General features: G+C 76.2%; 22 protein-coding genes and 1 pseudogene. 14 read left to right on the top strand and 9 right to left on the bottom strand.

Going from position 1 to position 21696, the window contains the following annotated elements:
- Positions 1 to 47: 47 nt before the first annotated feature.
- The 4 genes from HDA31_RS20310 to HDA31_RS20325 all read left to right on the top strand — a co-directional run bounded on the left by HDA31_RS20310 (position 48) and on the right by HDA31_RS20325 (position 3652).
- Positions 48 to 746, top strand: coding sequence for a sigma-70 family RNA polymerase sigma factor (locus tag HDA31_RS20310; protein ID WP_043962562.1), 699 nt, complete (start codon positions 48 to 50; stop codon positions 744 to 746).
- The gene (locus HDA31_RS20315) at positions 743 to 1528 is read left to right on the top strand and encodes an anti-sigma factor family protein (RefSeq protein ID WP_178063963.1); all 786 of its coding nucleotides are present in this window, start codon (positions 743 to 745) and stop codon (positions 1526 to 1528) included. The genes HDA31_RS20310 and HDA31_RS20315 overlap by 4 nt, the downstream gene beginning before the upstream one ends.
- A 207-nt stretch (positions 1529 to 1735) precedes the next feature.
- Entirely contained in the window at positions 1736 to 2395 is a 660-nt protein-coding gene (locus tag HDA31_RS20320; protein WP_074479412.1) for a COG4315 family predicted lipoprotein, read from the top strand.
- Positions 2396 to 2734: 339 nt separating this feature from the next.
- On the top strand, positions 2735 to 3652 hold the full coding sequence (locus tag HDA31_RS20325; RefSeq protein WP_178063962.1) for a DNA-3-methyladenine glycosylase family protein: 918 nt from the start codon (positions 2735 to 2737) through the stop codon (positions 3650 to 3652).
- A gap of 54 nt (positions 3653 to 3706) precedes the next feature.
- Here HDA31_RS20325 and HDA31_RS20330 read toward each other — a convergent pair whose 3' ends face one another.
- Positions 3707 to 4222 (bottom strand): DUF1990 domain-containing protein, encoded by a 516-nt coding sequence (locus tag HDA31_RS20330; RefSeq protein WP_178063961.1) that lies wholly within the window; start codon positions 4220 to 4222, stop codon positions 3707 to 3709.
- A 68-nt stretch (positions 4223 to 4290) separates the two neighbouring features.
- On the opposite strand from HDA31_RS20330, the gene HDA31_RS20335 reads away from it, so the two are divergent.
- Positions 4291 to 4788, top strand: coding sequence for a GNAT family N-acetyltransferase (locus tag HDA31_RS20335; RefSeq protein WP_178063960.1), 498 nt, complete (start codon positions 4291 to 4293; stop codon positions 4786 to 4788).
- Between the two features lie 14 nt (positions 4789 to 4802).
- Here the strand turns inward: HDA31_RS20335 and HDA31_RS20340 are convergent, their stop codons facing one another.
- Entirely contained in the window at positions 4803 to 5015 is a 213-nt protein-coding gene (locus HDA31_RS20340) for a hypothetical protein (RefSeq protein ID WP_074479416.1), read from the bottom strand.
- Positions 5016 to 5150: 135 nt separating this feature from the next.
- Between HDA31_RS20340 and HDA31_RS20345 the strand changes: the two genes are divergently transcribed.
- Both HDA31_RS20345 and HDA31_RS20350 read left to right on the top strand, forming a co-directional pair.
- Positions 5151 to 6263 carry an ATP-dependent DNA ligase gene (locus tag HDA31_RS20345; RefSeq protein ID WP_178063959.1) on the top strand — a complete coding sequence of 371 codons (1113 nt, stop codon included), beginning with the start codon at positions 5151 to 5153 and terminating at the stop codon, positions 6261 to 6263.
- Between the two features lie 48 nt (positions 6264 to 6311).
- The gene (locus HDA31_RS20350) at positions 6312 to 7895 is read left to right on the top strand and encodes an alpha/beta hydrolase (RefSeq protein ID WP_178063958.1); all 1584 of its coding nucleotides are present in this window, start codon (positions 6312 to 6314) and stop codon (positions 7893 to 7895) included.
- 43 nt (positions 7896 to 7938) lie between these two features.
- Here HDA31_RS20350 and HDA31_RS20355 read toward each other — a convergent pair whose 3' ends face one another.
- Complete coding sequence (locus HDA31_RS20355) at positions 7939 to 8415, bottom strand: potassium channel family protein (RefSeq protein ID WP_074479419.1); 477 nt, start codon at positions 8413 to 8415, stop codon at positions 7939 to 7941.
- Between the two features lie 74 nt (positions 8416 to 8489).
- Between HDA31_RS20355 and HDA31_RS20360 the strand changes: the two genes are divergently transcribed.
- Positions 8490 to 8942 (top strand): GNAT family N-acetyltransferase, encoded by a 453-nt coding sequence (locus HDA31_RS20360; protein ID WP_178063957.1) that lies wholly within the window; start codon positions 8490 to 8492, stop codon positions 8940 to 8942.
- 134 nt (positions 8943 to 9076) lie between these two features.
- On the opposite strand, the gene HDA31_RS20365 is transcribed toward HDA31_RS20360, so the two are convergent.
- Genes HDA31_RS20365 through HDA31_RS20380 form a run of 4 tightly spaced genes read right to left on the bottom strand, consistent with a single transcriptional unit; the run spans position 9077 to position 16941 of the window.
- Entirely contained in the window at positions 9077 to 9847 is a 771-nt protein-coding gene (locus tag HDA31_RS20365; protein WP_246384508.1) for an ABC transporter ATP-binding protein, read from the bottom strand.
- Positions 9844 to 10836 carry an ABC transporter ATP-binding protein gene (locus tag HDA31_RS20370; RefSeq protein ID WP_178063956.1) on the bottom strand — a complete coding sequence of 331 codons (993 nt, stop codon included), beginning with the start codon at positions 10834 to 10836 and terminating at the stop codon, positions 9844 to 9846. The genes HDA31_RS20365 and HDA31_RS20370 overlap by 4 nt, the downstream gene beginning before the upstream one ends.
- Before the next feature lie 55 nt (positions 10837 to 10891).
- A complete protein-coding gene (locus HDA31_RS20375; protein WP_178063955.1) occupies positions 10892 to 13756 on the bottom strand; it encodes an FtsX-like permease family protein in 2865 nt (954 codons plus the stop codon).
- A complete protein-coding gene (locus tag HDA31_RS20380; RefSeq protein WP_178063954.1) occupies positions 13753 to 16941 on the bottom strand; it encodes an FtsX-like permease family protein in 3189 nt (1062 codons plus the stop codon). Before HDA31_RS20380 ends, HDA31_RS20375 begins: the two co-directional genes overlap by 4 nt.
- 159 nt (positions 16942 to 17100) lie before the next feature.
- Between HDA31_RS20380 and HDA31_RS20385 the strand changes: the two genes are divergently transcribed.
- Positions 17101 to 17397 (top strand): hypothetical protein, encoded by a 297-nt coding sequence (locus HDA31_RS20385; RefSeq protein WP_219825016.1) that lies wholly within the window; start codon positions 17101 to 17103, stop codon positions 17395 to 17397.
- 28 nt (positions 17398 to 17425) lie between these two features.
- Here HDA31_RS20385 and ligD read toward each other — a convergent pair whose 3' ends face one another.
- On the bottom strand, positions 17426 to 18454 hold the full coding sequence (gene ligD, locus HDA31_RS20390) for a non-homologous end-joining DNA ligase (RefSeq protein ID WP_178063953.1): 1029 nt from the start codon (positions 18452 to 18454) through the stop codon (positions 17426 to 17428).
- 47 nt (positions 18455 to 18501) lie between these two features.
- Between ligD and msrB the strand changes: the two genes are divergently transcribed.
- Entirely contained in the window at positions 18502 to 18912 is a 411-nt protein-coding gene (msrB, locus tag HDA31_RS20395; protein WP_178063952.1) for a peptide-methionine (R)-S-oxide reductase MsrB, read from the top strand.
- 39 nt (positions 18913 to 18951) lie between these two features.
- Here the strand turns inward: msrB and HDA31_RS20400 are convergent, their stop codons facing one another.
- On the bottom strand, positions 18952 to 19227 hold the full coding sequence (locus HDA31_RS20400; protein ID WP_178063951.1) for an isoamylase early set domain-containing protein: 276 nt from the start codon (positions 19225 to 19227) through the stop codon (positions 18952 to 18954).
- Positions 19228 to 19387: 160 nt separating this feature from the next.
- On the opposite strand from HDA31_RS20400, the gene HDA31_RS20405 reads away from it, so the two are divergent.
- The 4 genes and pseudogenes from HDA31_RS20405 to HDA31_RS20420 all read left to right on the top strand — a co-directional run bounded on the left by HDA31_RS20405 (position 19388) and on the right by HDA31_RS20420 (position 21588).
- The gene (locus HDA31_RS20405) at positions 19388 to 19648 is read left to right on the top strand and encodes a metallothionein (RefSeq protein ID WP_178063950.1); all 261 of its coding nucleotides are present in this window, start codon (positions 19388 to 19390) and stop codon (positions 19646 to 19648) included.
- Positions 19649 to 19762: 114 nt separating this feature from the next.
- A pseudogene (locus HDA31_RS33425) lies at positions 19763 to 19933 on the top strand (GNAT family N-acetyltransferase); the annotation flags it as partial.
- A complete protein-coding gene (locus HDA31_RS33100) occupies positions 19925 to 20362 on the top strand; it encodes a GNAT family N-acetyltransferase (RefSeq protein WP_425488127.1) in 438 nt (145 codons plus the stop codon). The pseudogene HDA31_RS33425 and the gene HDA31_RS33100, both read left to right, overlap by 9 nt.
- 200 nt (positions 20363 to 20562) lie before the next feature.
- Positions 20563 to 21588: a lytic polysaccharide monooxygenase auxiliary activity family 9 protein gene (locus HDA31_RS20420; protein WP_376701457.1), complete on the top strand. Its 1026-nt coding sequence runs from the start codon at positions 20563 to 20565 to the stop codon at positions 21586 to 21588.
- The last annotated feature ends 108 nt before the right edge of the window (positions 21589 to 21696 follow it).

Here is a 21696-nt window from a genome sequence, read left to right on the forward strand (position 1 = left end):
TGCCCGGTGGGGGTCGGGCTGATGTCATCGGACACCCGGAGGTCTGCATGCATGCGGTGGCGGCCGGCTGGCACGGCGACGCGGTGAGGGTGGACTGGATGTCCGCCCGCGCCCAGCCGCAGTCCCGCGCGTCGAGGTCGACCCGAGGGGTCGACGTACGCCCGGCCGATGGCCAGAATGGCCCGGTGTCTCCGCGATCGGCACCCGGGCGGCACCAGGCGGTGTCCACTGAGACCAGCCACTCGGACCAGTTGATCCGGCTGCTCTACGCGGAGCACGCCGGGCCGCTGCTGGCGTTCGTGATGCGGCTCACCGGCGGGGACCGGCAGCGCGCCGAGGACATCGTGCAGGAGACGCTGCTGCGGGCCTGGCGCAACGCCCACCGCCTCGGCGCGCAGGGGCAGGGCTCGCTGCGGCCCTGGCTGGTGACGGTGGCCCGGCGGATCGCCATCGACGAGCACCGCAGCGAACAGGCCCGCCCGGCGGAGACGTACGACCGGGACCTGACGGCCTTCGCCGAGTCGGACAGCACCGACCGGGTGCTGCGCACCATGACGGTGGCCGACGCGCTGCGTACGCTGAGTCAGTCGCACCGGGAGATCCTGGTGGCGACCTACTTCCGGGGCCGGACGGTGCCGGAGGCGGCCGAGGAGCTGGGCCTGCCGCTCGGCACCGCCAAGTCACGGGTCTACTACGCCCTGCGCGCGCTGCGCACGGCCCTGCAGGAGAGGGGGGTGACGGAATGAGCCGGGCAGATCACATGGACGTCGCCGCGTACGCGCTGGGCGTGCTGGACGAGCACGACACCGAGCGGTTCGAGGAGCACCTCGCCACGTGCTGGGCGTGCGCCGCGGAGCTGGAGACGATGGTTCCCGTGGTGGGGCTGCTCTCCGACATCGACGGCGAGACGATGACGGCCCTGGAGCAGACCGCCACCGACCCGGCCCTGCTCGACCGGACGCTTGTCGCGATGCGGACGCACCGGCGGCGGACCCGGTTCCGGCAGTTGCTGGCCAGCGCCGCCGCCGTGGCGGTGTTCGGCGGGCTCACCGGGGTCGGCATCGCCAGCGTCGCCGGCGGCGACGCCCCGCCGCGCATCGGCGCGCAGCCGACGGCGCCCACGACGCTCGACGGCACGCCGAGCCCGGGGAAGAGCACCGACCCGAACGACCCGGGCACCGGCGGCAACGAGCAGGAGGGCGAGCCGTTCACGGCCGTCGACGCGTCCACCGGCGTGCAGCTCAACATGTGGCTGATCTCGAAGGACTTCGGCACCCGGATCGACTTCCAGCTCAAGCGGCTGCCGGGGCCGCGCACCTGCCGGCTGATGGTGGTGCGCAAGAACGACACGACAGAGGTCCTGTCGACCTGGTCGGTGCCCGGCGGCGGCTACGGCACCACCACCAATCCGCTGCCGCTGGAGCTGAGCGGGGCCACGTCCGTCCCGAAGGACGACATCGCCAAGGTGCTGGTGCAGTCGGTGGACACCAACGGGGTGGCCAGCCCGCTCGTGCAGGTGCCGATGTAACACGCGTTTCCGAAATCGGCGTCGGTCGCTGTCGCGGCCGGCGCCTTTTCGGCGTTTCCGCAGGCCGTCGAGGGGTTGTCCGGCGGTACGCGCGGCGGCCGGAAATGGTTCAACCGAGATAAGTGAAATTGACCACTGTTATTCGTTCATCCTTGACAGCCGGCCGCTCCGTACTAACCGGCGAACTGCTAAGAATGAGGAGGGCACGTGGCACAGCTGAAGCGGACCGTCATCGTCGCAAGCGCCATGGTCGCACTTACGGCCTGCGCTCCCGCAGGCTACAACGGGGCGAACTCGGGCGCGGCCGAGCCGGTCGCAGTGGCCGCGGCCGAGCCCACCGCGGCAGTGGAACCGGAGGCCTCGGCCTCCCCCGACGCGGCGGCCACCACCGCCGCCCCGGACGCCGCGCCGCCGGCCGACGTCGAGCTGACCGACCAGCTCGTCGGCAAGAAGGTGGCCCGGATGGGCAAGGTGGTCACCGACGAGGAGGGCTGGGTCCTCTACCGGTTCGACAAGGACTCCGACGACCCGCCCGCGTCGAACTGCGTGGACAAGTGCGCCGAGGTGTGGCCGCCCGCGCTGACCGACGGCAGCCCGCAGCTCAGCGGCGTCTCCGACGACAAGGTCGGCACCATCACCCGGCAGGACGGCACCCGGCAGATCACGCTGGGCGGCTGGCCGCTGTACCGCTACATCGGCGACAAGAAGCCGGGCCAGTGGAAGGGCCAGGGCGTCGGCGGCACCTGGTTCGTCGCCCAGCCCGACGGCAAGAAGAACCTCGAATGCCTGCCGACCGGCACCCCGAAGGCGGTCGCCCCGCCGTCGTCCAGCGACGCGGGCGCGGCGGACTCCAGCTACTCGTACTGACGGACCCGGTGGTCGGTCGCGGCCGGGGAGGGCACGACCGACCACCGCCGTGAACCGGACCGGCGTACCGGCAACGCCGCGTCCCGGCCGCGGCGCCGGCCCCCGAGAGGGACGGCCGGCGCCGCGATCGCCGGACCTCCCGGAGCGGAGGAGGGCGGCGGGCGCGCTGACGCCAGCAACCGCGCCCGCCGAGGTCCCCCACCCGCACCCCGCGGCCGACTCCGGCCGCTCCGCTCCGGCAAGGAGGCACCGCCGACGTTCCCCACGTCGGCGGTGCCGCTCTTTGTCCGCCGCGCTCCCCCGCGCCCCGCCGGAGCAGGGCCGTGGCAGAGTGACGGCGTGCGCGAACCCTCCGCCCGCCGGGCGCTGCGCCCGCCCGCCGGCTACCGGCTGGCCGCGTCGGTCCGGCCGCTCACCTTCAGCACGTACGACCCGTGCGCCCGCATCGCCGCCGGCACCTTCTGGTGGGCGGCCCGCACCCCCGCCGGCCCCGCCACCCTCGCGCTGCGCCCGGCCGCCGTCGGGGAGCTGCTCGCCGAGGGGTACGGCCCGGGGGCCGACTGGGTCGTCGAGCGGGCCGACGCCGTCGCCGGGCTCCGCGACGACCTCGCCGGGTTCGCCGAGCGGGCCGCCGCGCACCCGGTGGTGGCCCGGCTCGCCGCGCGCCACGCCGGGCTGCGGATGCCGGCCACCGGCCAGGTCTTCGCCCGGGTGCTGCGGGCGGTCCTGGAGCAGAAGGTCACCGGCACGGAGGCCTACCGGGCGTACGCGGCGACCGTGCGCCACTTCGGCGAGCCGGCCCCGGGGCCGATGCAGCCGCTGCTGCTGCCGCCCGACCCGGCGGCGGTGGCCGCCGCGCCGTACTGGGTGTTCCACCCGTTCGGGGTGGAGCAGAAGCGCGCCGACACGCTGCGTCGAGCCGCCGCCGAGGCCGGGCGGCTGGAGCGCTGCGCCGACGCCGCCGAGGCGACCCGCCGGCTGACCGCCGTGCCCGGCATCGGGGCCTGGACGGCCGCCGAGGTGGTGCGGATCGCGTACGGCGACCCGGACGCGGTCAGCGTCGGCGACTACCACGTGCCGAACACGGTGGCCTGGGCCCTGGCCGGCGAGCCGCGCGGCGACGACGCCCGGATGCTGGCGCTGCTGGAGCCGTTCCGGGGGCACCGGGGGCGGGTCTGCCTGCTGCTCGCCGCCGGGGGCGTGCAGGCCCCGAGGTATGGCCCGAGAATGCCGATCCGCTCGTTCGCCCGCTACTGAGCCGGCCATCGGGCGGCGGCGGGCCGGTCAGGCGGTCGCGGCGGCTCGGGGCGGTCAGGCGGGCGGGGTCGGGCGAGCGCAGAGGCGGCGCAGGGTGCGGCCCAGCCACCAGGCGTACCCCCGTTGGAAGGCCCGGCCGGCGGGCCCGGCGGCGCGCATGAACCAGCGGTCCGGCCGGCTGAACGCGCGCACCTCGAACCAGACGACGCCGGAGTCGTCGCGCTCCACCACGAACGCCTCCTCGCCCCGCGCCGGGTGGCCGGGCAGGGTGCCGTACCCGAAGCCGGCCCGGCGGTCGTCGTCGGCCGCCCAGACCACCGCGCACGGCGCGGCCAGCCGCAGCGGGCCGACGCCCAGCCGGGAGACGACGGTGACCCCGGGTGCGGCGCGGGGCGCGGTCGCGTCGATCCGGACGCCGGCGGCCCGGTGCAGCCGCCAGCCCAGCACCGCCGCGCGGGCCGCCTCGAAGGACCCGGCGGGCAGCGGCACCCGGTGCCGGACGTGCCGCCACCCGGCCGGCAGCTCACCGGCACGGGTCGCGCCGGGGTGCGGGTAGGTCAGCTCGGGCACGGCGGCCTCCTCGCGTGGGACACCCGCCAGGGTACGGCCGTCCGGTCCGGCTGTGGTGAGCTGGCCCGGTGACCGATCACCTGACCATCGCCCCGGCCGGCTTCGCGGACGCCGGGGAGATCCTGACCGTGCAGCGGGCCGCCTACGTCACCGAGGCCCAGCACTACGGCGACCCGTTCCTGCCGCCGCTGGCGGAGACGCTCGACGAGGTCCTGGCCGTGCTGGCCGGTCCCGCCACGGTCCTGGTCGCCCGCGCGGGGCACCGCCTGGTCGGGTCGGTCCGGGCCCTGGTCGACGACGCCGGCACCGCCCACGTGGGGCGGCTCGCGGTGGCCCCCGACCAGCAGGGCCGGGGCGTCGGGGCCCGGCTGCTGGCCGGGGTGGAGGCGGCGTGCGCCGGGCGGGCGTCCCGGTTCGCCCTGTTCACCGGGGCGGCCAGCGAGCGGAACCTGCGGCTGTACCGGCGGCACGGGTACGAGATCGTCGGGCACCGCCCGGACGCCAACGGCATCCCCCTGGCGGTGTTGGAGAAGCGGTCGACCGGCGCGGCCGGCGGCGACGCCTGAGCCGGGGTCGCCGGTCAGGCGGCCTCGTGGAGGTCGGCCAGGGTGAGCGGGGTGCGGCGGCGCAGCAGCTCCGCCAGCTCGGCGACCGTGCCCACCTCGCCGAGCACGTCCTTGCCGCCGCCGAAGCGGGCCGGGTAGCGGCGCACCAGGCGGTACCGGTAGCGCCCGTGGATCAGCTCGACGCTGACCCGCCAGCGCCCGCAGCACCCGCAGACCCACTCCCGCACCCGGCGAAGGTAGCTCCGAGCCGGCCGTCCGCCATCCGGTCGCGCGGGCGGGGACGGGACGCGCGGGGACACGCCCTCCCCTCACCGCGGGTGATCCGCCTCACGACTGTCGGTGGCGTCTGGTTGACTGTCGCCGTGGACCTGCCGATCAACCCACCGGTCGAACCGATGCTGGCCAAGGCCGTCTCGCGGCTGCCCACCGACCCCGGCACGACCTACGAGCCGAAGTGGGACGGCTTCCGCTGCATCGTCTTCCGCGACGGCGACGAGGTGGAGCTGGCCAGCCGGGGCGGCAAGACGATGACGCGCTACTTCCCCGAGGTGGTCGAGCAGGCGCTGCGGCAGCTCCCCGCGCGCTGCGCCGTCGACGGCGAGCTGATCGTGATCCGCCGGGACGGCCCGGACGGACAGCCCCGGCTCGACTTCGAGCTGCTCGCCCAACGCATCCACCCCGCCGCGTCCCGGGTGAAGCTGCTGGCCGAGACGACCCCGGCCGACTTCGTCGCCTTCGACCTGCTCGCCATCGACGACGAGCTGCTGACCGACCGGCCCTACCCGCAGCGCCGGGCCCGACTGGAGCAGGCGCTTTCCGGGGTGCGCCCGCCGGTGCACGTCACCCAGGTCACCACCGATCCCGAGACGGCCCGCCGCTGGTTCGACGTGTTCGAGGGCGCCGGGCTCGACGGGCTGATCGCCAAGCCGGCCGACCTGCCCTACGAGCCGGGCAAGCGGCTGATGGCCAAGGTCAAGCACGCCCGCACCGCCGACGTGGTGGTCGCCGGGTTCCGCTGGCACAAGACCGGCCCGGTGGTCGGCTCGCTGCTGCTCGGCCTCTACGACGACGGCGGCGTGCTGCACCACATCGGGGTCAGCTCCTCGTTCACCGCCGCCCGCCGCAGGGAGCTGCTGGACGAGTTGGCCCCCTACCGGGAGGTCGGCCCCGACCACCCGTGGGTGCACGGCGACCACGAGCGCGGCCAGCGCATCCCCGGCGGGGTGAGCCGGTGGACGGGCACGAAGAACCTGGAGTGGGAGCCGCTGCGCCCCGAGCTGGTGGCCGAGGTGGGCTACGACGCGATGGAGGGCGACCGGCTGCGGCACACCGCCCGGTTCGTCCGCTGGCGGCCCGACCGGGACCCCCGGTCCTGCGGCTACGACCAGCTCGACCGCCCGATCCGCTACGACGTGGACCAGGTTCTGCGCGGCGATCCGGCGGCGACGGCCGAGCCCACGCCGGGCCGGGCGTAGCCTGAGGCGTCGACACGACCGGTCGACACGAGCACGAGAGGCGCGCCGGTGACCCGTACACCCGACCGGATCCGCCGGGCCCGGCTGACCCTCGCCGGGCTCGTCGCCGCGGCCCTGGTCGCCGCCGGCTGCACGCTGCCCGCGTTCGCCCCGCGCACCGAGGGCGCGGGCGAGGCAGCCCCGCCGGGCACGGCCCCGACCTGGCGGGCGTGCCCGGAGGTCGCCGACGAGCTGGTGGGCCGGCGCGCGCCCGACATGCGCTACGACTGCGCCCGCATCGCCGTGCCGCGCAACTGGGGCACCGGCGGCGGCGCGACGGCCGGGCCGGGCGCCGGGGAGACCTTCGAGATCGCCCTGCTGCGGGCCCGCTCGACGAAGCAGCGCGACCGGATCGGCTCGCTGGTGATCAACCCGGGCGGTCCGGGCGGCTCCGGCGTGGACACCGCCGTCTACCTCTCCTTCGGCCCGGCGTTCGGCGGCCTGCCCCCGTCGGTCACCGAACGCTTCGACATCGTCGGCTTCGACCCGCGGGGGGTGGCCCGGTCCAGCCCCGTGAAGTGCATCTCCGACGCCGACCTCGACGCCAGCTTCGGCTACGACCCCGACCCGGAGTCCACGGCGTCGTTCGACGGCTTCGTGGCGCTCAACGAGCGGATCGGGCGCGGCTGCGGCGACAAGTACGGCGACCAGCTCCCGCTCTACGGCACCGAGCAGGCCGCCCGCGACATGGACGCCGTGCGCGCGGCCGTCGGCGACGAGAAGCTGACCTACCTCGGCTACTCCTACGGCACCCTGCTCGGCGCGACGTACGCGCAGCTCTACCCGCAGCGGGTGCGGGCCCTGGTGCTCGACGGCGCGGTCGACCCCACGCAGAACCTGGTGGCCGGCTCGGAGGGCCAGGCGAAGGGCTTCGAGCGGGCGTTCGACAACTTCACCCGGTGGTGCGCGGCCAACGCCGGGCGCTGCCCGCTCGCCCCGGACGCACGGGCGGCGGTGACCTCGGCGATCGACAAGGCGAAGGTCTCCCCCGTGCGGACGGCCGACGGCCGGGAGGCCACCTCCGGCTGGGTCTTCTACGCGGTCATCTCCTCGCTCTACACCGAGTCGGGCTGGCAGGAGCTGGCCCACGCCATCGAGCGGCTGGACGACGGCGACCCGGGCGAGGTGTTCCGGCTGGCCGACGCGTACGCCGGCCGCGACGCCGACGGGAAATACTCCAACCTCTTCGACGCCAACCTCGCCGTCAACTGCACCGACGCGGCCGAGAAGCCGAGCGTGCAGCGCATCCGCGAGCTCCAGGCGCAGTGGCGGCAGACCTATCCGCTGTTCGGCCCGGCGCTCGCCGTCGGCATGCTCGGCTGCGCCGAGTGGCCCGGCGGGCGGGACCCGTACCCGACGGGGAAGGCGGTCGGCGCGCCGCCGATCGTGGTGGTGGGCACCACCGGCGACCCGGCGACGCCCTACGAGCAGACGGCGACGCTGGCCTCGATGCTGGGCGTGGGTCGGGTGCTGACCTGGGAGGGCGAGGGGCACACGGCGTACCCGCAGACGAGCTGCGTGACCGACGCGGTGGACGCGTACCTGATCTCGTTGACGGTGCCCCGGGAGGGGCTGCGCTGCCCGGCCCGGTGACGGCGCGCCGCCCGGCCCGCGCCGGCCGGGAGGTGGTGGCGGGTCACCGGCGGGTTCTGCGGGCGCGGCGGACCCCCGGCGGCGGGGGCGGCGGCGGCTCCGGCGGCAGGGTGATCCCCTGCCGCGCCGCCAGTTCCTCCAGCAGGGCCCGCATCCGCCGCACGTCTGCCTTCAGTTCCTCCTGCTCGTCGTGCTCGAAGGCGTCGTCGTCCACGATCAACTGGCTGGCGAAGTGCGCGGTGATCAGCGGGATGACCAGCAGCACCATGGTCGAGATGAGCAGCGCCGCCAGGGCCCGGCCCGCCCCCGTGGTCGGGGAGATGTCGCCGTAGCCGACGGTGGAGGCCGTGACCACCGCCCACCAGACCGAGTCGGCGGCGCTCTTGTGCTCCACGTGGCTGTAGATCACCCCGGCCACCACGATCATCAGCAGGTACGACGTGATCAGCGTCCGGGGCGAGTTGGCGAACCACACGAGCCCCCGGTAGACCCAACGGAACGGCAGCAGCAGGACGTCCATGCCGCATCATGCTGCCCGGTCCCGGCAAGCCGCGGCCGGGACATCGTCGGCTGCCGTTGTGTCAGGCTGACGCCATGCCCACGGTGATCCTCCGGGAGGCGGTCCGGGCCGACCTGCCGGCCATCCTCGCCCTGCTCGCCGACGACGTGCTGGGACGGACCCGCGACGTCGGCGAGGTCGACGACGCGTACGAGCGGGCCTTCGCGGACATCTCCGCCGACCCGCGCAACCATCTCGTGGTGGCCGACGACGACGGGGTGGTCGTGGGCTGCCTCCAGATCACCTACATCCCCGGCCTCGGCCGGCACGGCGCCGAGCGGTCCCTCGTCGAGGCGGTGCGGGTGCGCTCCGACCGCCGGGGGCAGGGGCTGGGCGGGGAGATGATCCGCTGGGCGATCGACCAGGCGAGGCAGCGCGGCTGCGGGCTGGTGCAGCTCACCACGGACAAGTCCCGCACCGACGCCCACCGCTTCTACCTGGCCCTGGGCTTCGTGGCCTCCCACGAGGGCATGAAACTCCCCCTCTGACCCCCTCCCCCTCTCCCCCACCCCCCCACCCCTCCCCCCACCCCCTCTCCCCCGCGATCTTGCACTTCGGGCCCCGACAAATGAGGCGAAGGCCCCACCCGAGGGGCCGCAAGTGCAAGATCGCGGGAGTCGGGTCAGGGGGCGGGGACCAGGTGGCCGTCGCGGAGGGTGAGGGTGCGGTCGGCCAGGTCGATCAGGGCCGGGTCGTGGGTGGCGACCAGGGCGGTCATGCCGCGCGCGTGCACCACGGCGCGGAGCAGGTCCATGATGGACCGGCCCGTCTCCGAGTCGAGCTGCCCGGTCGGCTCGTCGGCGATCAGCAGGTCCGGCTCGTTGGCCAGCGCCCGGGCCAGTGCCACCCGCTGCTGCTGCCCGCCGGACAGCTCGTACGGCCGCTGCGCGGCGTGCCCGCCCAGCCCCACCAGCTCCAGCAGCACCGCCACCCGTTCCTCCCGCTCGGCGGCGGGCACCTTCGCCAGCCGCAGCGGCACCCCGACGTTCTCGGCGGCGGAGAGGATCGGGATCAGCCCGAAGGTCTGGAAGACGAACCCGACGGTCCCCCGGCGCAGCCGCAGCAACTCCCGCTCGCCGGCCGCCCCGAGGTCGTGCCCGGCCACCCGCACCCGGCCGGAGTCGGGCCGGTCCAGGCCGCCGACCAGGTTCAGCAGGGTCGTCTTGCCCGCGCCCGACCGGCCCCGGACGGCGACCAGCTCCCCCCGCCCGGCGGTGAAGGAGACGTCCCGGACGGCGTGCACCGCGCGTTCGCCCCGGCCGAAGGTGCGGCTCACCCGGTCCACCCGCACCACCTCGTCCACCGTCGAGGTCGACCCGGGGGCGGCACCGGGGGCGGCGGCCAGCCCGGCGGCCGTGGCGGCGGAGGGACCGGGCTGCTGCTGCTCGCTCATGCGTCGCTCCCTTCGGCGTCGGCCCGGTCGCCCGGCCGCACCTCGACGTGGTCGGGTTCCAGGGTGAGCCGGACCCGGTCGCGCAGGGCCAGGGCGTCGACGAAGGACTCCGGCAGTTGCATCCGGCCGGCGCGGTCCAGCACGGCGTACTCCTCGCTGACCAGCTCGGTGCTGCCGTCCGCGCCGATGCGCGCGGTCCGGCGTACCTCGGAGGCGGTCCGGCCGTCGCGGATGGCGACGGTCCGGCGGACCTGGGTGGCCACGGCGTGATCGTGGGTGACCACCACGACCGTCACCCCCAGCTCCGCGTTGATCTGCCGCAGCGCGGCGAAGACCTCCGCGCCGGTGGCCTCGTCCAGCTCGCCGGTCGGCTCGTCGGCGAAGAGCACCTCCGGGTCGTTGGCCACGGCCACCGCGACCGCGCAGCGCTGCTGCTCCCCGCCGCTGAGCTGCCCCGGCCGCCGGTCGGCGCAGTGGCCCACGCCGACCAGGTCGAGCAGCTCGCGGGCCCGCTCCCGGCGGGCCCGCCGGGAGCGCCCACCGGCCAGCCGCATCGGCAGCTCGACGTTCTCCAGGGCGGTCAGGTACGGCAGCAGGTTGCGGCCGGTCTGCTGCCAGACGAACCCGGCCATCCGCCGGCGGTAGCTCAACCGGCGGCGGGCGGACATCGCGAGCAGGTCGTACTCGGCGACCCGGGCGATGCCGGCGGTCGGGGTGTCCAGCCCGGAGAGGATGTTCAGCAGAGTGGACTTGCCCGAGCCGGACGCGCCGACGATGGCGACCAGCTCCCCCCGGTCGATGACCAGGTCGAGGCCCTGCAACGCGACCACCTCGACCCCGTCGGTCTTGAAGATCCGCACCAGGCCGTCGCAGACGATGTGCCCGCGCAGCCGGTCGTTCCCGCCGGCCCGCTCGGCCGCCCGTTGCGCGGCCCGCCGTTGCAGGGTGGCCAGGTCCGGCGCGGCGGACGCCGTCACGGTGACTGTCATCTCAGCATCCCTCTCCACGCATCGTCAGCATTCCCCGCCACGTCTGCACACACGGTCAGCTCCCCTCTCCGAGCCGGAGCACCTCGCCGAGGCGCATGCGGCGGTTGTGCACCGTCTCCACGGTCACCGCGAGGGCCAACGCCACCGCGCCGGCCGCCAGGACGGCCCCGACCAGCCCGGGCGAGAACGCGACCCGGACCGGCTCGCCGCCGGTGAACGCGGCCAGCCCGAGCGCCGGGGTGAGCAGCAGGGGCAGCAGCGCCCCCGTGAGCGCGCCGGTGAGCAGCGCGGCGGCGACCAGGGGCGTCAGCTCCACCAGCAGCAGGCCCCGCCACTGCCGGCGGGACAGGCCGAGGGTGCGCAGCCGGGACAGCACCTGCGCCCGGGTCCGCGCACCGGCGAGCACCGCGAAGGCGACCGCCAGCAGGCCGAACGCGGTGCCCCCGGCCGCGCCGGCGGCGAAGCCGAAGACGAGCAGGCCGTTCGCGCCGCCCCCGCCGAGCTGCTGGCGGGCGCCCTGCCAGGTGGTCACCTCGGCGCCACGCGGGCGCTCCCCCGCGGCGAAGCTGCCGCCGGTCTGGTAGCGGCGCTGACCCTCGTCGCCCGCCCGCCGCAGCGCCTCCACGTCGAACCCGTCGCCGGAGACCAGGAACGCCGTCGGCACCGGGCCGGTCCCGCCCCGACCGGGCGGGCCGGGCGTCCCGGAGCCGGGCGGGCCGGGCGTCCCGGAGCCGGGCGGTGGCGGGCCGGGCGTCCCGGAGCCGGGCGGTGGCGGGCCGGGAGTGCCCGCCCCGGCCAGCGCCTGCCAGGGCAGCACCACGAACCGGTCGACGTCGGGCGGGACCAGCGGGAAATCGTCGGCCGTGTCGGCCACCCGGAACGGTTGGGCGTACCCCTGCACGGTCACCAGGGCCGACCCGTCGAGGCCCGCGCGGGCCAGCTCGGCGGCGAGCGCCGGGGAGACGAGCGCGGGCGTCGGCCCCGGCGACCGGCCCGCCCGCAGCACCGGCGGCACCGACACGTCCACCCCGGCGTCGCGCGCCGTGTCGGCCAGGCCCGGCCCGTCGACCAGCAGCACGGTGACGGCGGCGAGGCCCGCGTCGACGCCCCGCGCGTCGGCCACGCGCAGCGCGCTCTCCCGCAGCACCGGGGTGCTGCGCCGCACGCCGGGCAGCCGGTGCAGGGCCGCGCCGGTGTCCGGGGCGAGCCGCTCCCCGTCGACCAGCGCGGACGCCGGCACGGCGACGGTGGCCGTCCGGTCCCGGCCGGCCTCGATGCCGCCCGCCACGACCCCGCAGAACGCGGCCGTGGCGACCGCGACCACGACGACGACCACCGGCCCGGTGGCCGCCGACCGGCTCGCCCCGGCCACCCCGAGGAAGGTCACGCTGCCACGCGTGCGGGCCGCGACGCGGCCGAGCAGCCGCAACGGCCAGGGGTAGAGCCGCAACACCAGCACCGCGGCGGCGACGGCCAGCAGCACCGGCACCGAGACCAGCAGCGGGTCGACCGAGCCGGGGCTCAGGCCCCGGCGACGGATCAGGAACGTGGCCAGCACGGCGAGGGCGACGACGAGGAGTTCGAGGGTCAGCCGGCGACCGCCGGCGCGGCGGCCGGACAGGTCGCGGCGGCCGCCCGGCGGGGCCGGGGAGCCCAGCGTCGCCAGGGGCAGGGCCAGGGTGGCCAGCGCCGCCGCGACGAGGACCAGCCAGTCGGTGCCCGCCGTCCCCGCCGGGGAGCCGGGCAGCAGCCGGCCGAGCAGCCAGCCGAGCGCCGCAGCCGGCGGCACCACCAGCGCCGACTCGGCGAGGCTGCGCCGCGCGCCGCTGGTCGGCGCGCCGCCCCGGGCCACCAGCAGGGCGAACTCGGCCTCGCGGCGGCGGGCCGCCAGCCGCGCCGCGAGCACGATCAGCCCCGCCACGGTCGCGATCATCCCGGCGGCGATCACCGCGAGCAGCGTCCGGGCGGCGGAGACCGCGTCGAGGAACTGCCGCAGCGGGACGTCCACGGCCTGCGTGACGGTGAGCCCGGCCGGGGGCGTGCGCTCCAGCCGGCGTACGCCGTCGATGACGGCGCCCAGGCCCGCCACGTCCAGGCCGGCGAGGCGGTAGCGCCAGGAGAACCGGACCGGCACGCCGGTCGCGATCGCCGCGTCCAGGCCCGCGTCGCTGGTCAGCGCCACCATCTCGTAAGGCTCCTCGTCGCCGGCCGGCTCGGTCACCCGCAGCGCCGACGGCAGGGTGTCCCAGACGCCGTCGGCGGTACGCGCGGGCTCGAAGACGCCCGCCACGAGCAGCGGGAGCGACTGCCCGCCGACGCCGCTGAACCGCAGGCGGCTGCCCGCGCGGAGGTTCAGCTTGCGGGCCGTGTCGGCGGCCAGCGCGACCTCGACGGGCTGCCCCGCGCCCACCGCCTGCGCCGGCCAGCGTCCCTCGGTGAGGGTGGCCGCCCCGGTGACGCCCGGCGCCGAACGGAGCCGGGCGACGACGAAGTAGTTCTTCGCCGCGAGGTCGGGGCCGGTCAGCCGGCTCAGGGCGGTCTCCGCGAGGAACCAGCGGCTCTGCACCGCCGCCCCGACGGCCTCGGGCAGGTCCGCCTGGAGCGTGTCGAGTTCCTGGCCCCGGCCCGCGGTGACCGGCGTGACGACCCCGCCGCCCCCGGCCGGCAGCTCGGGGGCGGTGAGGGTGAGGTCCCGCTCCGCGGCCGGCCGGCCGGCGACGTGTTCCCGCAGCCCCTGCTCGGCGAGCCGGTCGGCCGTCCGCGGCACGGCGGTCACCAGCAGCGCGGCCACCAGCGCCAGCATCCCCAGCAGGAGGAACTGCCCCGCGAACGCCCGCACCCGGCGGACGGCCCCGGCCAGCGCGACCCCACCGCCGCCGAACCCCGCCGCCCGGGTTCCCCTGGTCCCACCCCTGGTCATCGCTCTCCGCCGATCCGTAGTTGGGCCGCCGCGACGCGTTGGCGGACGCCGGAGGCGATCACCGTGCTGAACGCGAGCGCCGCCAGCAGCAGGCCGAGGGCGGTGCCGGCGACGGGCAGCCAGGGCAGCGCGAAGGCCGCCTCCGGCACCGGCCGGTCCGCCGACCGGGTGAGCACCACCAGCGGGGCCATGGTGGCGCCCACCCCCGCGCCGACCAGCAGCCCGACCCCGACGCCGATGCCGGCCAGGAACGTCTGCTCGGTGAGCAGTGCGCGGGCGAGCAGCCGCGCCGGTGCGCCCAGGGTGTGCAGGACCGCGAGCTCGCCGATCCGTCGGCGCGCGGTGGCCCAGACGTCCACGCCCAGCCCGACCAGGGCGAGCAGGACGGAACCCGCCGCCGCCGCGAGCAGGCCCGTGCGCGTGCCCAGCCAGTACGGGTCGCGGCCGGCCTCCACCGCCGTCTGCCGCCGGTCCAGCACGGTCACCCCCGGCAGGCCCGCCGCCGCCCGCGTCGCCTCGGCGGACCCGCCGGCCCCGGTGCGGACCCACCACTCCGAGACCGGCCGGACGGTGCCCGTGGCCCGCAGCAGCCAGTCCCGCGCCGCCGGCAGGTCCAGCAGCATGCCGCCGGCCCCGCCGCTGGCCGGCACCGCGTCGACCTCACCGACCACCTCGACGGTGAGCGTCACCCCGGAGAGGCCGACGTCCATCGTGTCGCCCCGCCCGACGCTCAGCGCGCGGGCCACCTGGGGCGTGATCAGCGCCGGGACCGGTGCGCCCGCGCCGGCCGGCACCACCGCGAAGCGGCTGGTCGGCTGCGTCGCGAACCGGCCGCCCGCGACGCGCGCCACCTTCCGGCCGGCGCGCAGCACGCCGTCGGCGAACCGGGCCGGCTCCGCGCTCTCCGGGTCGTCCAGCCGGGGCACCCAGTCGCCGGCCAGCGGCACCGGGCTGGTCGCGCCGCCCGCGTCCACCGTGCGCAGACCGGTCACCTCCAGCCGGTAGCCGGAGCCGATCGCCGGCCCGGCGTCGACGTCGAACCCGGCCAGCCGGTAGGCCCGGCCGCCGTTGTCCGGCAGGTCCACGGCCACCGGCACGGGCCGGCCGTCGCTGCCCGCGCTGGCCAGGGGCAGCTTCCACGCGCCGCCGTCGGCGGTGGTGAGCAGGGCGGACACCCGGACCGGATGCGGCCTGGCGGCATCTGTCACCGGGGTGGCGACCGTGCCGGCGAGCCGGCGGGCGGCGGCGGGCAGCTCGACGCCGAGGGGGGCGGCCCGGCCGCGTACCTGCCGGTCGAAGAGCGTCCGGGGCGGCTCACCGGCGAGCCGCTCGTCGAACTGGACCACGTCGGACGCCGCCGCCGCGTCGAGGCTCAGCACGCTCACCGGCAGGTCCTCGCGGCCCACCCGGATGTCGTCGCGCCAGGCCGGCACCGCCCGGTCCACGCCGGGCAGGGCGGCGAGCCGGCCGGCCCGCTCGGCCGGCGCGGCCCCGGACCGCTCGACCAGCCGCAGGTCGGCCCCGACGGTGAAGTCCGCCTGGTCGACGTGCGACCGTTCCCCCGTGGTCACCAGCGACCAGGCCAGGGTGCTGCCGCCCACGGCGAGCGCGAGCAGCAGCACCGGGCCGGCGTGCGGCCGGCGGCCCGCCTGCCACATGCCCAGCGTCGCGGCCAGCCACGGCCGGCGGTCGACGAACCGCTCGGCGAGCCGGGCCGCCGGCGGCAGCAGGCGCAGCGCGACGACGGCGCCGGCGAGCACGCCCAGCGTGGGTGCCGCCACCAGCAACGGGTCGACGCCGAGCCGGCCGTCGGCGCCGGCCAGCGGGGACGAGTACCGCCGCAGTTGCGTCCAGGCCAGCAGGGCCAGGCCGACCAGGGCCAGGTCGACGCCGATCCGCTGGGCCGCCGCGCCCCGGCTCGGCCGGGACCGGGCCGCCAGGTCGGCGACGTACGTGCCGGCGCGGCGCAGCGCCGGCAGCGCCATCGCCACCACGCAGCCGGCCGCCGTGGCGGAGGCGACCGCCCAGGTGAGGGTCGCGCCGCCGGGGGCGGTCAGCTCCGACCAGCCCTGCTCGCGGCCGATCCGGCGCAGGGCCTCGGCGGCGATCGGCGGCCCGAGCAGGGCGGCCGGCAGGACCACCAGGGCGGCCTCGCGCAGGGCCAGCCCGGCGATCTGCGCCCGGGCCGCGCCCCGGGCGCGCAGCAGTGCCGTCTGCCCCCGACGGTCCTCGTTGAGCAGGGCCGCCACCAGGATCAGCGCGTACCCGCCGAGGACGAGGACGAGCAGCAGCGGGGTGAGCAGCGACGACCGGCCCACCAGGTCGGCGCGGGTCAGCCGGTCGATCAGCCGGTCCATGGTGGTGACGGTCTGCGCGGAGGAGCCGAGGCCCGTCGCCCCGGGCAGGTCGGCGACCTCCGTGGCGACGGCGCGTCGCACGGCGTCCAGCCGGCCCGGCCCGACCGCCGCCAGGTCGGGTTCGACCAGCCAGGCCGCCGAGGTGGTGCCGGGAAACGTCCGGTCGAAGTCGGCCGGGTCGAGCAGGAACGGCCCGTACGACGTCTCGGAGCCGGCGGCGACGGCCCCCGGCGCGAGCCGCCAGTACGACCCGGCGGGGTCCCGGGGCCGGAAGAGGCCGACCACCTCCACCTCGCCGGTGCGCTCGGTGGCCCGGTCCCGCAGCGGCACCCGCTCGCCGACGGTCAGGCCGAGCACCCCGGCGACCCGCTCCGGCAGGAGCACCTGCATCGGCACGGCCCCGCCCGTGGGCTGCCGTCCCGCCACCAGCTCGGCGTGCCCGGCCAGGTCCTCCAGGGTGGTCAGCTCGGCGAAGACCGGATCGTCGCCCGCCCGGGCGGCGCCGAGGTCGCCGGTCAGCTCCCGCCCGGTGCCGTAGCGGGCCCCGCGCACCGTCACCGCCGCCCCGCCGAGCCCGGCGGCGAAGCGGTCGCGGACCGCTCGGTCCCGGGTGGCGAAGGCGGCCCGGTCGGGGCCGCCCGAGCCGCCGACCAGCAGGCTGCGCTCCTGGGCGGGCGACGCGGCGAGCACCGCCCGCTGCCCCGCGTCGACGGCCCGCCGGCTGTAGTCGGCCAGCCCGGTCACGAGGGCGACCGCCACCAGGGCCGCCACCAACGCGGCGGACAACAGCCCCCGGGCGGCCCACGCCCGCCTCCACACCAGCATCATCTCCGCTGCCTCCCCGGGCCCCCGCGGAGCCGACGGACACAGAGACCCACTGCGGGTACGGAAAGGTTCGCGCCCGTTATCCGACCGTTATGGCCCGGCGCGCACCAGCCGCCGGTCCTGCCCTCGGGGGCCTGGCGGCGGCCTGCTTGGATGGCGGGCATGGAGATCGCCCTCATCGTGCTGACCATCGGCGTCGTGCTGCTGCTGGCCGGCCAGCTCGCCGGCCCGCGGCGGGACCGGGTCACGGAGGCCCGGCTGGCCGAGATCGATCGCCGCCTCCAACTCGTGCTGGACCACCTCGGGGTGGTCGACCGGCGGCCGGAGCCGCCCGGGGTCCGCGAGTATCTGGCCCGGGGCCAGAAGATCCAGGCGATCAAGGCGTACCGGGAGGCGACGGGCGCGGACCTGCGCACGGCCAAGGAAGCCGTCGACGCGATGATGGGCCCGATCAGCTGAGCGACGCGTCCGTCGGCCCTGCCCGCGGTCAGCGGGGCCGGTCGCGGTCCTTCGACGGCTGGACCCGCTTGGGCTCGCCGGGCATCTTCGGGTGGTCCGGCGGGTACGGCAGGTCGCCCTGCCCCGCCGCCGCGTCCCGGTCGGCCCACTCCAGCAGCGGGGTGATGTCCCACGCCGCGTCGTCGATGCCGGCGTGCGGGTCGCCCCGCTGCGCCAACCGGGCCGGGACGCTGCCCAGGTGCAGGTCGTCGGGGTCGACGTCGGGCAGCTCGGCCCAGGTGACCGGGGTGGACACGGTGGCCCGGGCGTTGGCCCGCAGCGAGTAGGCGCAGGCGATCGTGCGGTCCCGGGCCGTCTGGTTGTAGTCGACGAAGACCCGCTCGCCCCGCTCCTCCTTCCACCAGGCGGTGGTGACCAGGTCGGGGCGGCGGCGCTCCAGCTCCCGGGCCAGCGCGATGGTGGCCCGGCGCACCTCGGTGAACGTCCACCGGGGCGCGATGCGCAGGTAGACGTGCACGCCCCGGCCGCCGGACGTCTTCGGCCAGCCGGTCGCGCCCAGCTCGGCGAGCAGGGCCCGCAGCTCGACGGCGGCGGCGACCGCGTCGGCGAAGTCGGTGCCGGGCTGCGGGTCGAGGTCGACGCGCAGCTCGTCGGGGTGGTCGACGTGGCCGGCGCGCACCGGCCAGGGGTGGAACACGACGGTGCCCATCTGGGCCGCCCACGCGACGTGGGCGAGGTCGACCGGGCACAGCTCGTCGGCCGTCCGGCCGCTGGGGAAGGTGATCCGGGCGGTGGTCAGCCACGGGGGCACGCCCCGGGCCGGCACCCGCTTCTGGAAGAACGCCTCGCCGCCGATGCCGTCGGGGAAGCGTTGCAGCGTGGTCGGGCGGTCCCGCAGGGCGCGCACGATGCCGTCGCCGACCGCCAGGTAGTAGCCGAAGACGTCGGCCTTGGTGAAGCCGCGCTCCGGGAAGATCACCCGGTCGGGGCTGCTCAGCCGTACGGTGTGTCCGGCCACCTCGACCTCGGCGGCCGGGGCCTTCGCGGTGCCTGCCATCTGGCGACCATATGCCACGGCACCGACAGCCGACGTACCGTTGCGGGGTGAGTCTTGACGACAACGAACTGCCCCGCACCGAGGACGAGTGGCGGGTCCGGCTCAGCCCGGAGGAGTTCCAGGTGCTACGCGAGGCGGGCACCGAGCGCCCGTGGACCGGCGAGTACGTGGACACGAAGACCCCCGGGGTCTACCGCTGCCGCGCCTGCGGGGCGCAGCTCTATCCCAGCGACACCAAGTTCGACTCGCACTGCGGCTGGCCGAGCTTCGACGACGCGATCCCGGGCGCGGTGAAGGAGATCGAGGACGACAGTCACGGCATGCGGCGCACGGAGATCCGCTGCGCCCGCTGCGACAGCCACCTCGGGCACGTCTTCCGGGGCGAGGGCTTCACCCCGAAGGACACCCGGCACTGCGTCAACTCGATCTCGATCCGGCTGGAGCCGGCGCAGGGCTGACGGGCGGCGGCCCGGTTCCGCCCGGGGCGCGGGCCGCCGTCAGACGATCAGCACGCTGCCCTGCTCGTCGACCCGGTCGGCGGACTCGTCGTCGAGCCAGACGCCGCCGGTGGCGAGATAGCGGAACCGGTACGCCCCGGGCCGGAGCCGGACGGTCACCGTACGGGTGCCGTCGCGTCGGGTGACCAGCTCGTGGCGGCCCGGCTCCCAGCCGTTGAAGGAGCCGACCACGCTCACCGGGCCGGCCGGCGCCTCGCGGGGCAGGCAGAAGGTGACCCGGGTCTGGTTGCCGAAGAGCCTGCTGCGCTTGATCACGTCGTCCTCCGGGGGTCGAGGCTTTCACCAGGCACAACGCCCGACACGCCGGTCGCGACACGCCGCCCGGTAAGACCGTTTTCTGCTGTTTTGGCCGCCCGGTTCGGGCCGCTGGCGCACGCTGGGGGACATCTGTCCTTTCGGCTACGGGGGTTCGGCGATGGCGACGTGCGAGGTCTGCGGCAACGACTACTGGATGGCGTTCGAGGTGCGCACGGTCAGCGGCGACGTGCACACCTTCGACTGCTTCGAGTGCGCGACGCACCGGCTGGCCCCGATCTGCGAACACTGCCAGGTCAAGATCGTGGGCCACGGGGTCGAGGTGTCGGGGCGCTTCTTCTGCTGCGCGCACTGCGCCCGGCAGGAGGAGGGCGACCGGGGCGCGGAGATCCGCGACGCCGTGGGCGCCCGCCCCCGCTGAGACGAAGGAAGGGCCCCTTCTTAACACGGGTGTTAACAGGGGGCCCTTCCTCTACAGAATGCGTTAACAAGGGGCCCTTCCTTGCGCCGAGGGCGGGCGGCCTAGCATCGGCGGGTGTCGCCGCAGACGGTCGAGGCCCGGATCGCCTCCTTCGCCCAGTTGGACGCCCGCACCCTCCACGACCTGCTACGGCTGCGGGTCGACGTGTTCGTGGTGGAGCAGCGGTGCCCGTACCCGGAACTCGACGGCCGGGACGTCGAGCCGGGCACCCGGCACGTGTGGCTGACCCGCCCGGCTCCCGCCGGCCGGCGGCCCGGGGATGACGCCGACGAGGCGGTCGAGGGCGGCGAGGGCGACGCTGGGAGCGAGGGCGACGCCGGCCACGTCGACGCCGGGGGCGGGGCCGAGAGCTACGGCGGCGTCGTGGCGTACCTGCGGATCCTGGCCGACCCCGACGGCCTGGCGCGGATCGGCCGGGTCGTGGTCGCGCCGGGGGCCCGGGGCGGCGGCCACGCCGGGCGGCTGATGGCCGAGGCGCTGGCCGCGGTGGGCGACCGGCCGTGCGTGCTGGAGGCGCAGTCCCACCTGGTCGGCTTCTACGCCCGGCACGGCTTCGCCGTCAGCGGGCCGGAGTACGTCGAGGACGGCATCCCGCACACCCCGATGCGCCGGCAGCCCGCCCCCACCGACGCCCCGGAGGGCACCGAAAATTGACACACCCCGATGGGTGTGGGAATCTCGCAGCAGAGCCGCCACGGGAGCAACTCGCACCGGCACGGGAGGGGCAACTCCCGCGATCCGGGCGTCGTCACAGTCGACCCCTCATCCCGGAGGCTCCATTGTCCACCCTCGTGCGCAGGCGTTCCACGCCGCGCCTGGCAGCCTGGCTGCTCGCCGTCGGCACGGCCGCCGCCATGCTGCTCACCACCGCCCTGGCGAACCCCGCGTCCGCCCACGGGTCTGTCGTCGACCCCGCGTCCCGCAACTACGGCTGCTGGCAGCGCTGGGGCGCCGACCACATGAACCCCGCCATGGCCACCCAGGACCCGATGTGCTGGCAGGCGTTCCAGGCCGACCCGCAGGCCATGTGGAACTGGATGGGCCTGTTCCGGGAGGGCGTCGCCGGCAACCACCAGGCCGCCATCCCCGACGGCCAGCTGTGCAGCGCCGGCCACACCCAGAGCGGCCAGTACAACTCGCTGGACACGATCGGCGCGTGGAAGACCACCTCGATCTCCAACAGCTTCCGCATCAAGCTCGACGACCAGGCCAGTCACGGCGCGGACTACATCCGGGTGTACGTGACCAAGCAGGGCTTCGACGCGCTGACCAAGCCGCTGGGCTGGAACGACCTGGAACTGGTCGGCCAGATCGGCAACACGCCGGCGTCCCAGTGGAAGAAGGAGGCGTCGGGCGTGTCGATCCAGGTGCCGGCCAACGCGCCGGGACGCACCGGGCGGCACATCGTCTACACGATCTGGCAGGCCAGCCACCTCGACCAGTCGTACTACCTGTGCAGCGACGTGGACTTCGGCGGTGGCGGCCCGACCACCCCGCCCACCACGACCCCGCCCACCACGCCGCCGCCGACCACCCCTCCCCCCACCACGCCGCCGCCGACGACCCCGCCGGCGACCGGGGGCTGCACGGCGACCTACCGGCCCGTCTCCTCCTGGAACGGCGGGTTCCAGGCCGAGATCGACGTGACCGCCGGCTCGTCGGCGATCAAGGGCTGGACGGTGACCTGGACCTGGGCCAACGGCCAGCAGGTCAGCTCCTACTGGAGCTCGACGGTGACCACCAGCGGGTCCACGGTGACCGCGCGCAACGCGGCGTACAACGGGTCGCTGGCCGCCGGGGGGAAGACCTCGTTCGGGTTCGTCGCCTCGTCGACCGGCACCAACACCGCGCCGACCCCCACCTGCACGCCGACCGTCTGACGGCCGGCGGCACGACGCCCGCGCGGCAGGCCGACGGCACGACGCCCGCCCCGCGCGGCGGCGCGCGTTAAGAAGGGCCCCCTGTACAACGTTCTGCGTTAACAGGGG

The sequence above is a fragment of the Micromonospora carbonacea genome, from assembly GCF_014205165.1.
GTDB classification, from domain to species: domain Bacteria; phylum Actinomycetota; class Actinomycetes; order Mycobacteriales; family Micromonosporaceae; genus Micromonospora; species Micromonospora carbonacea.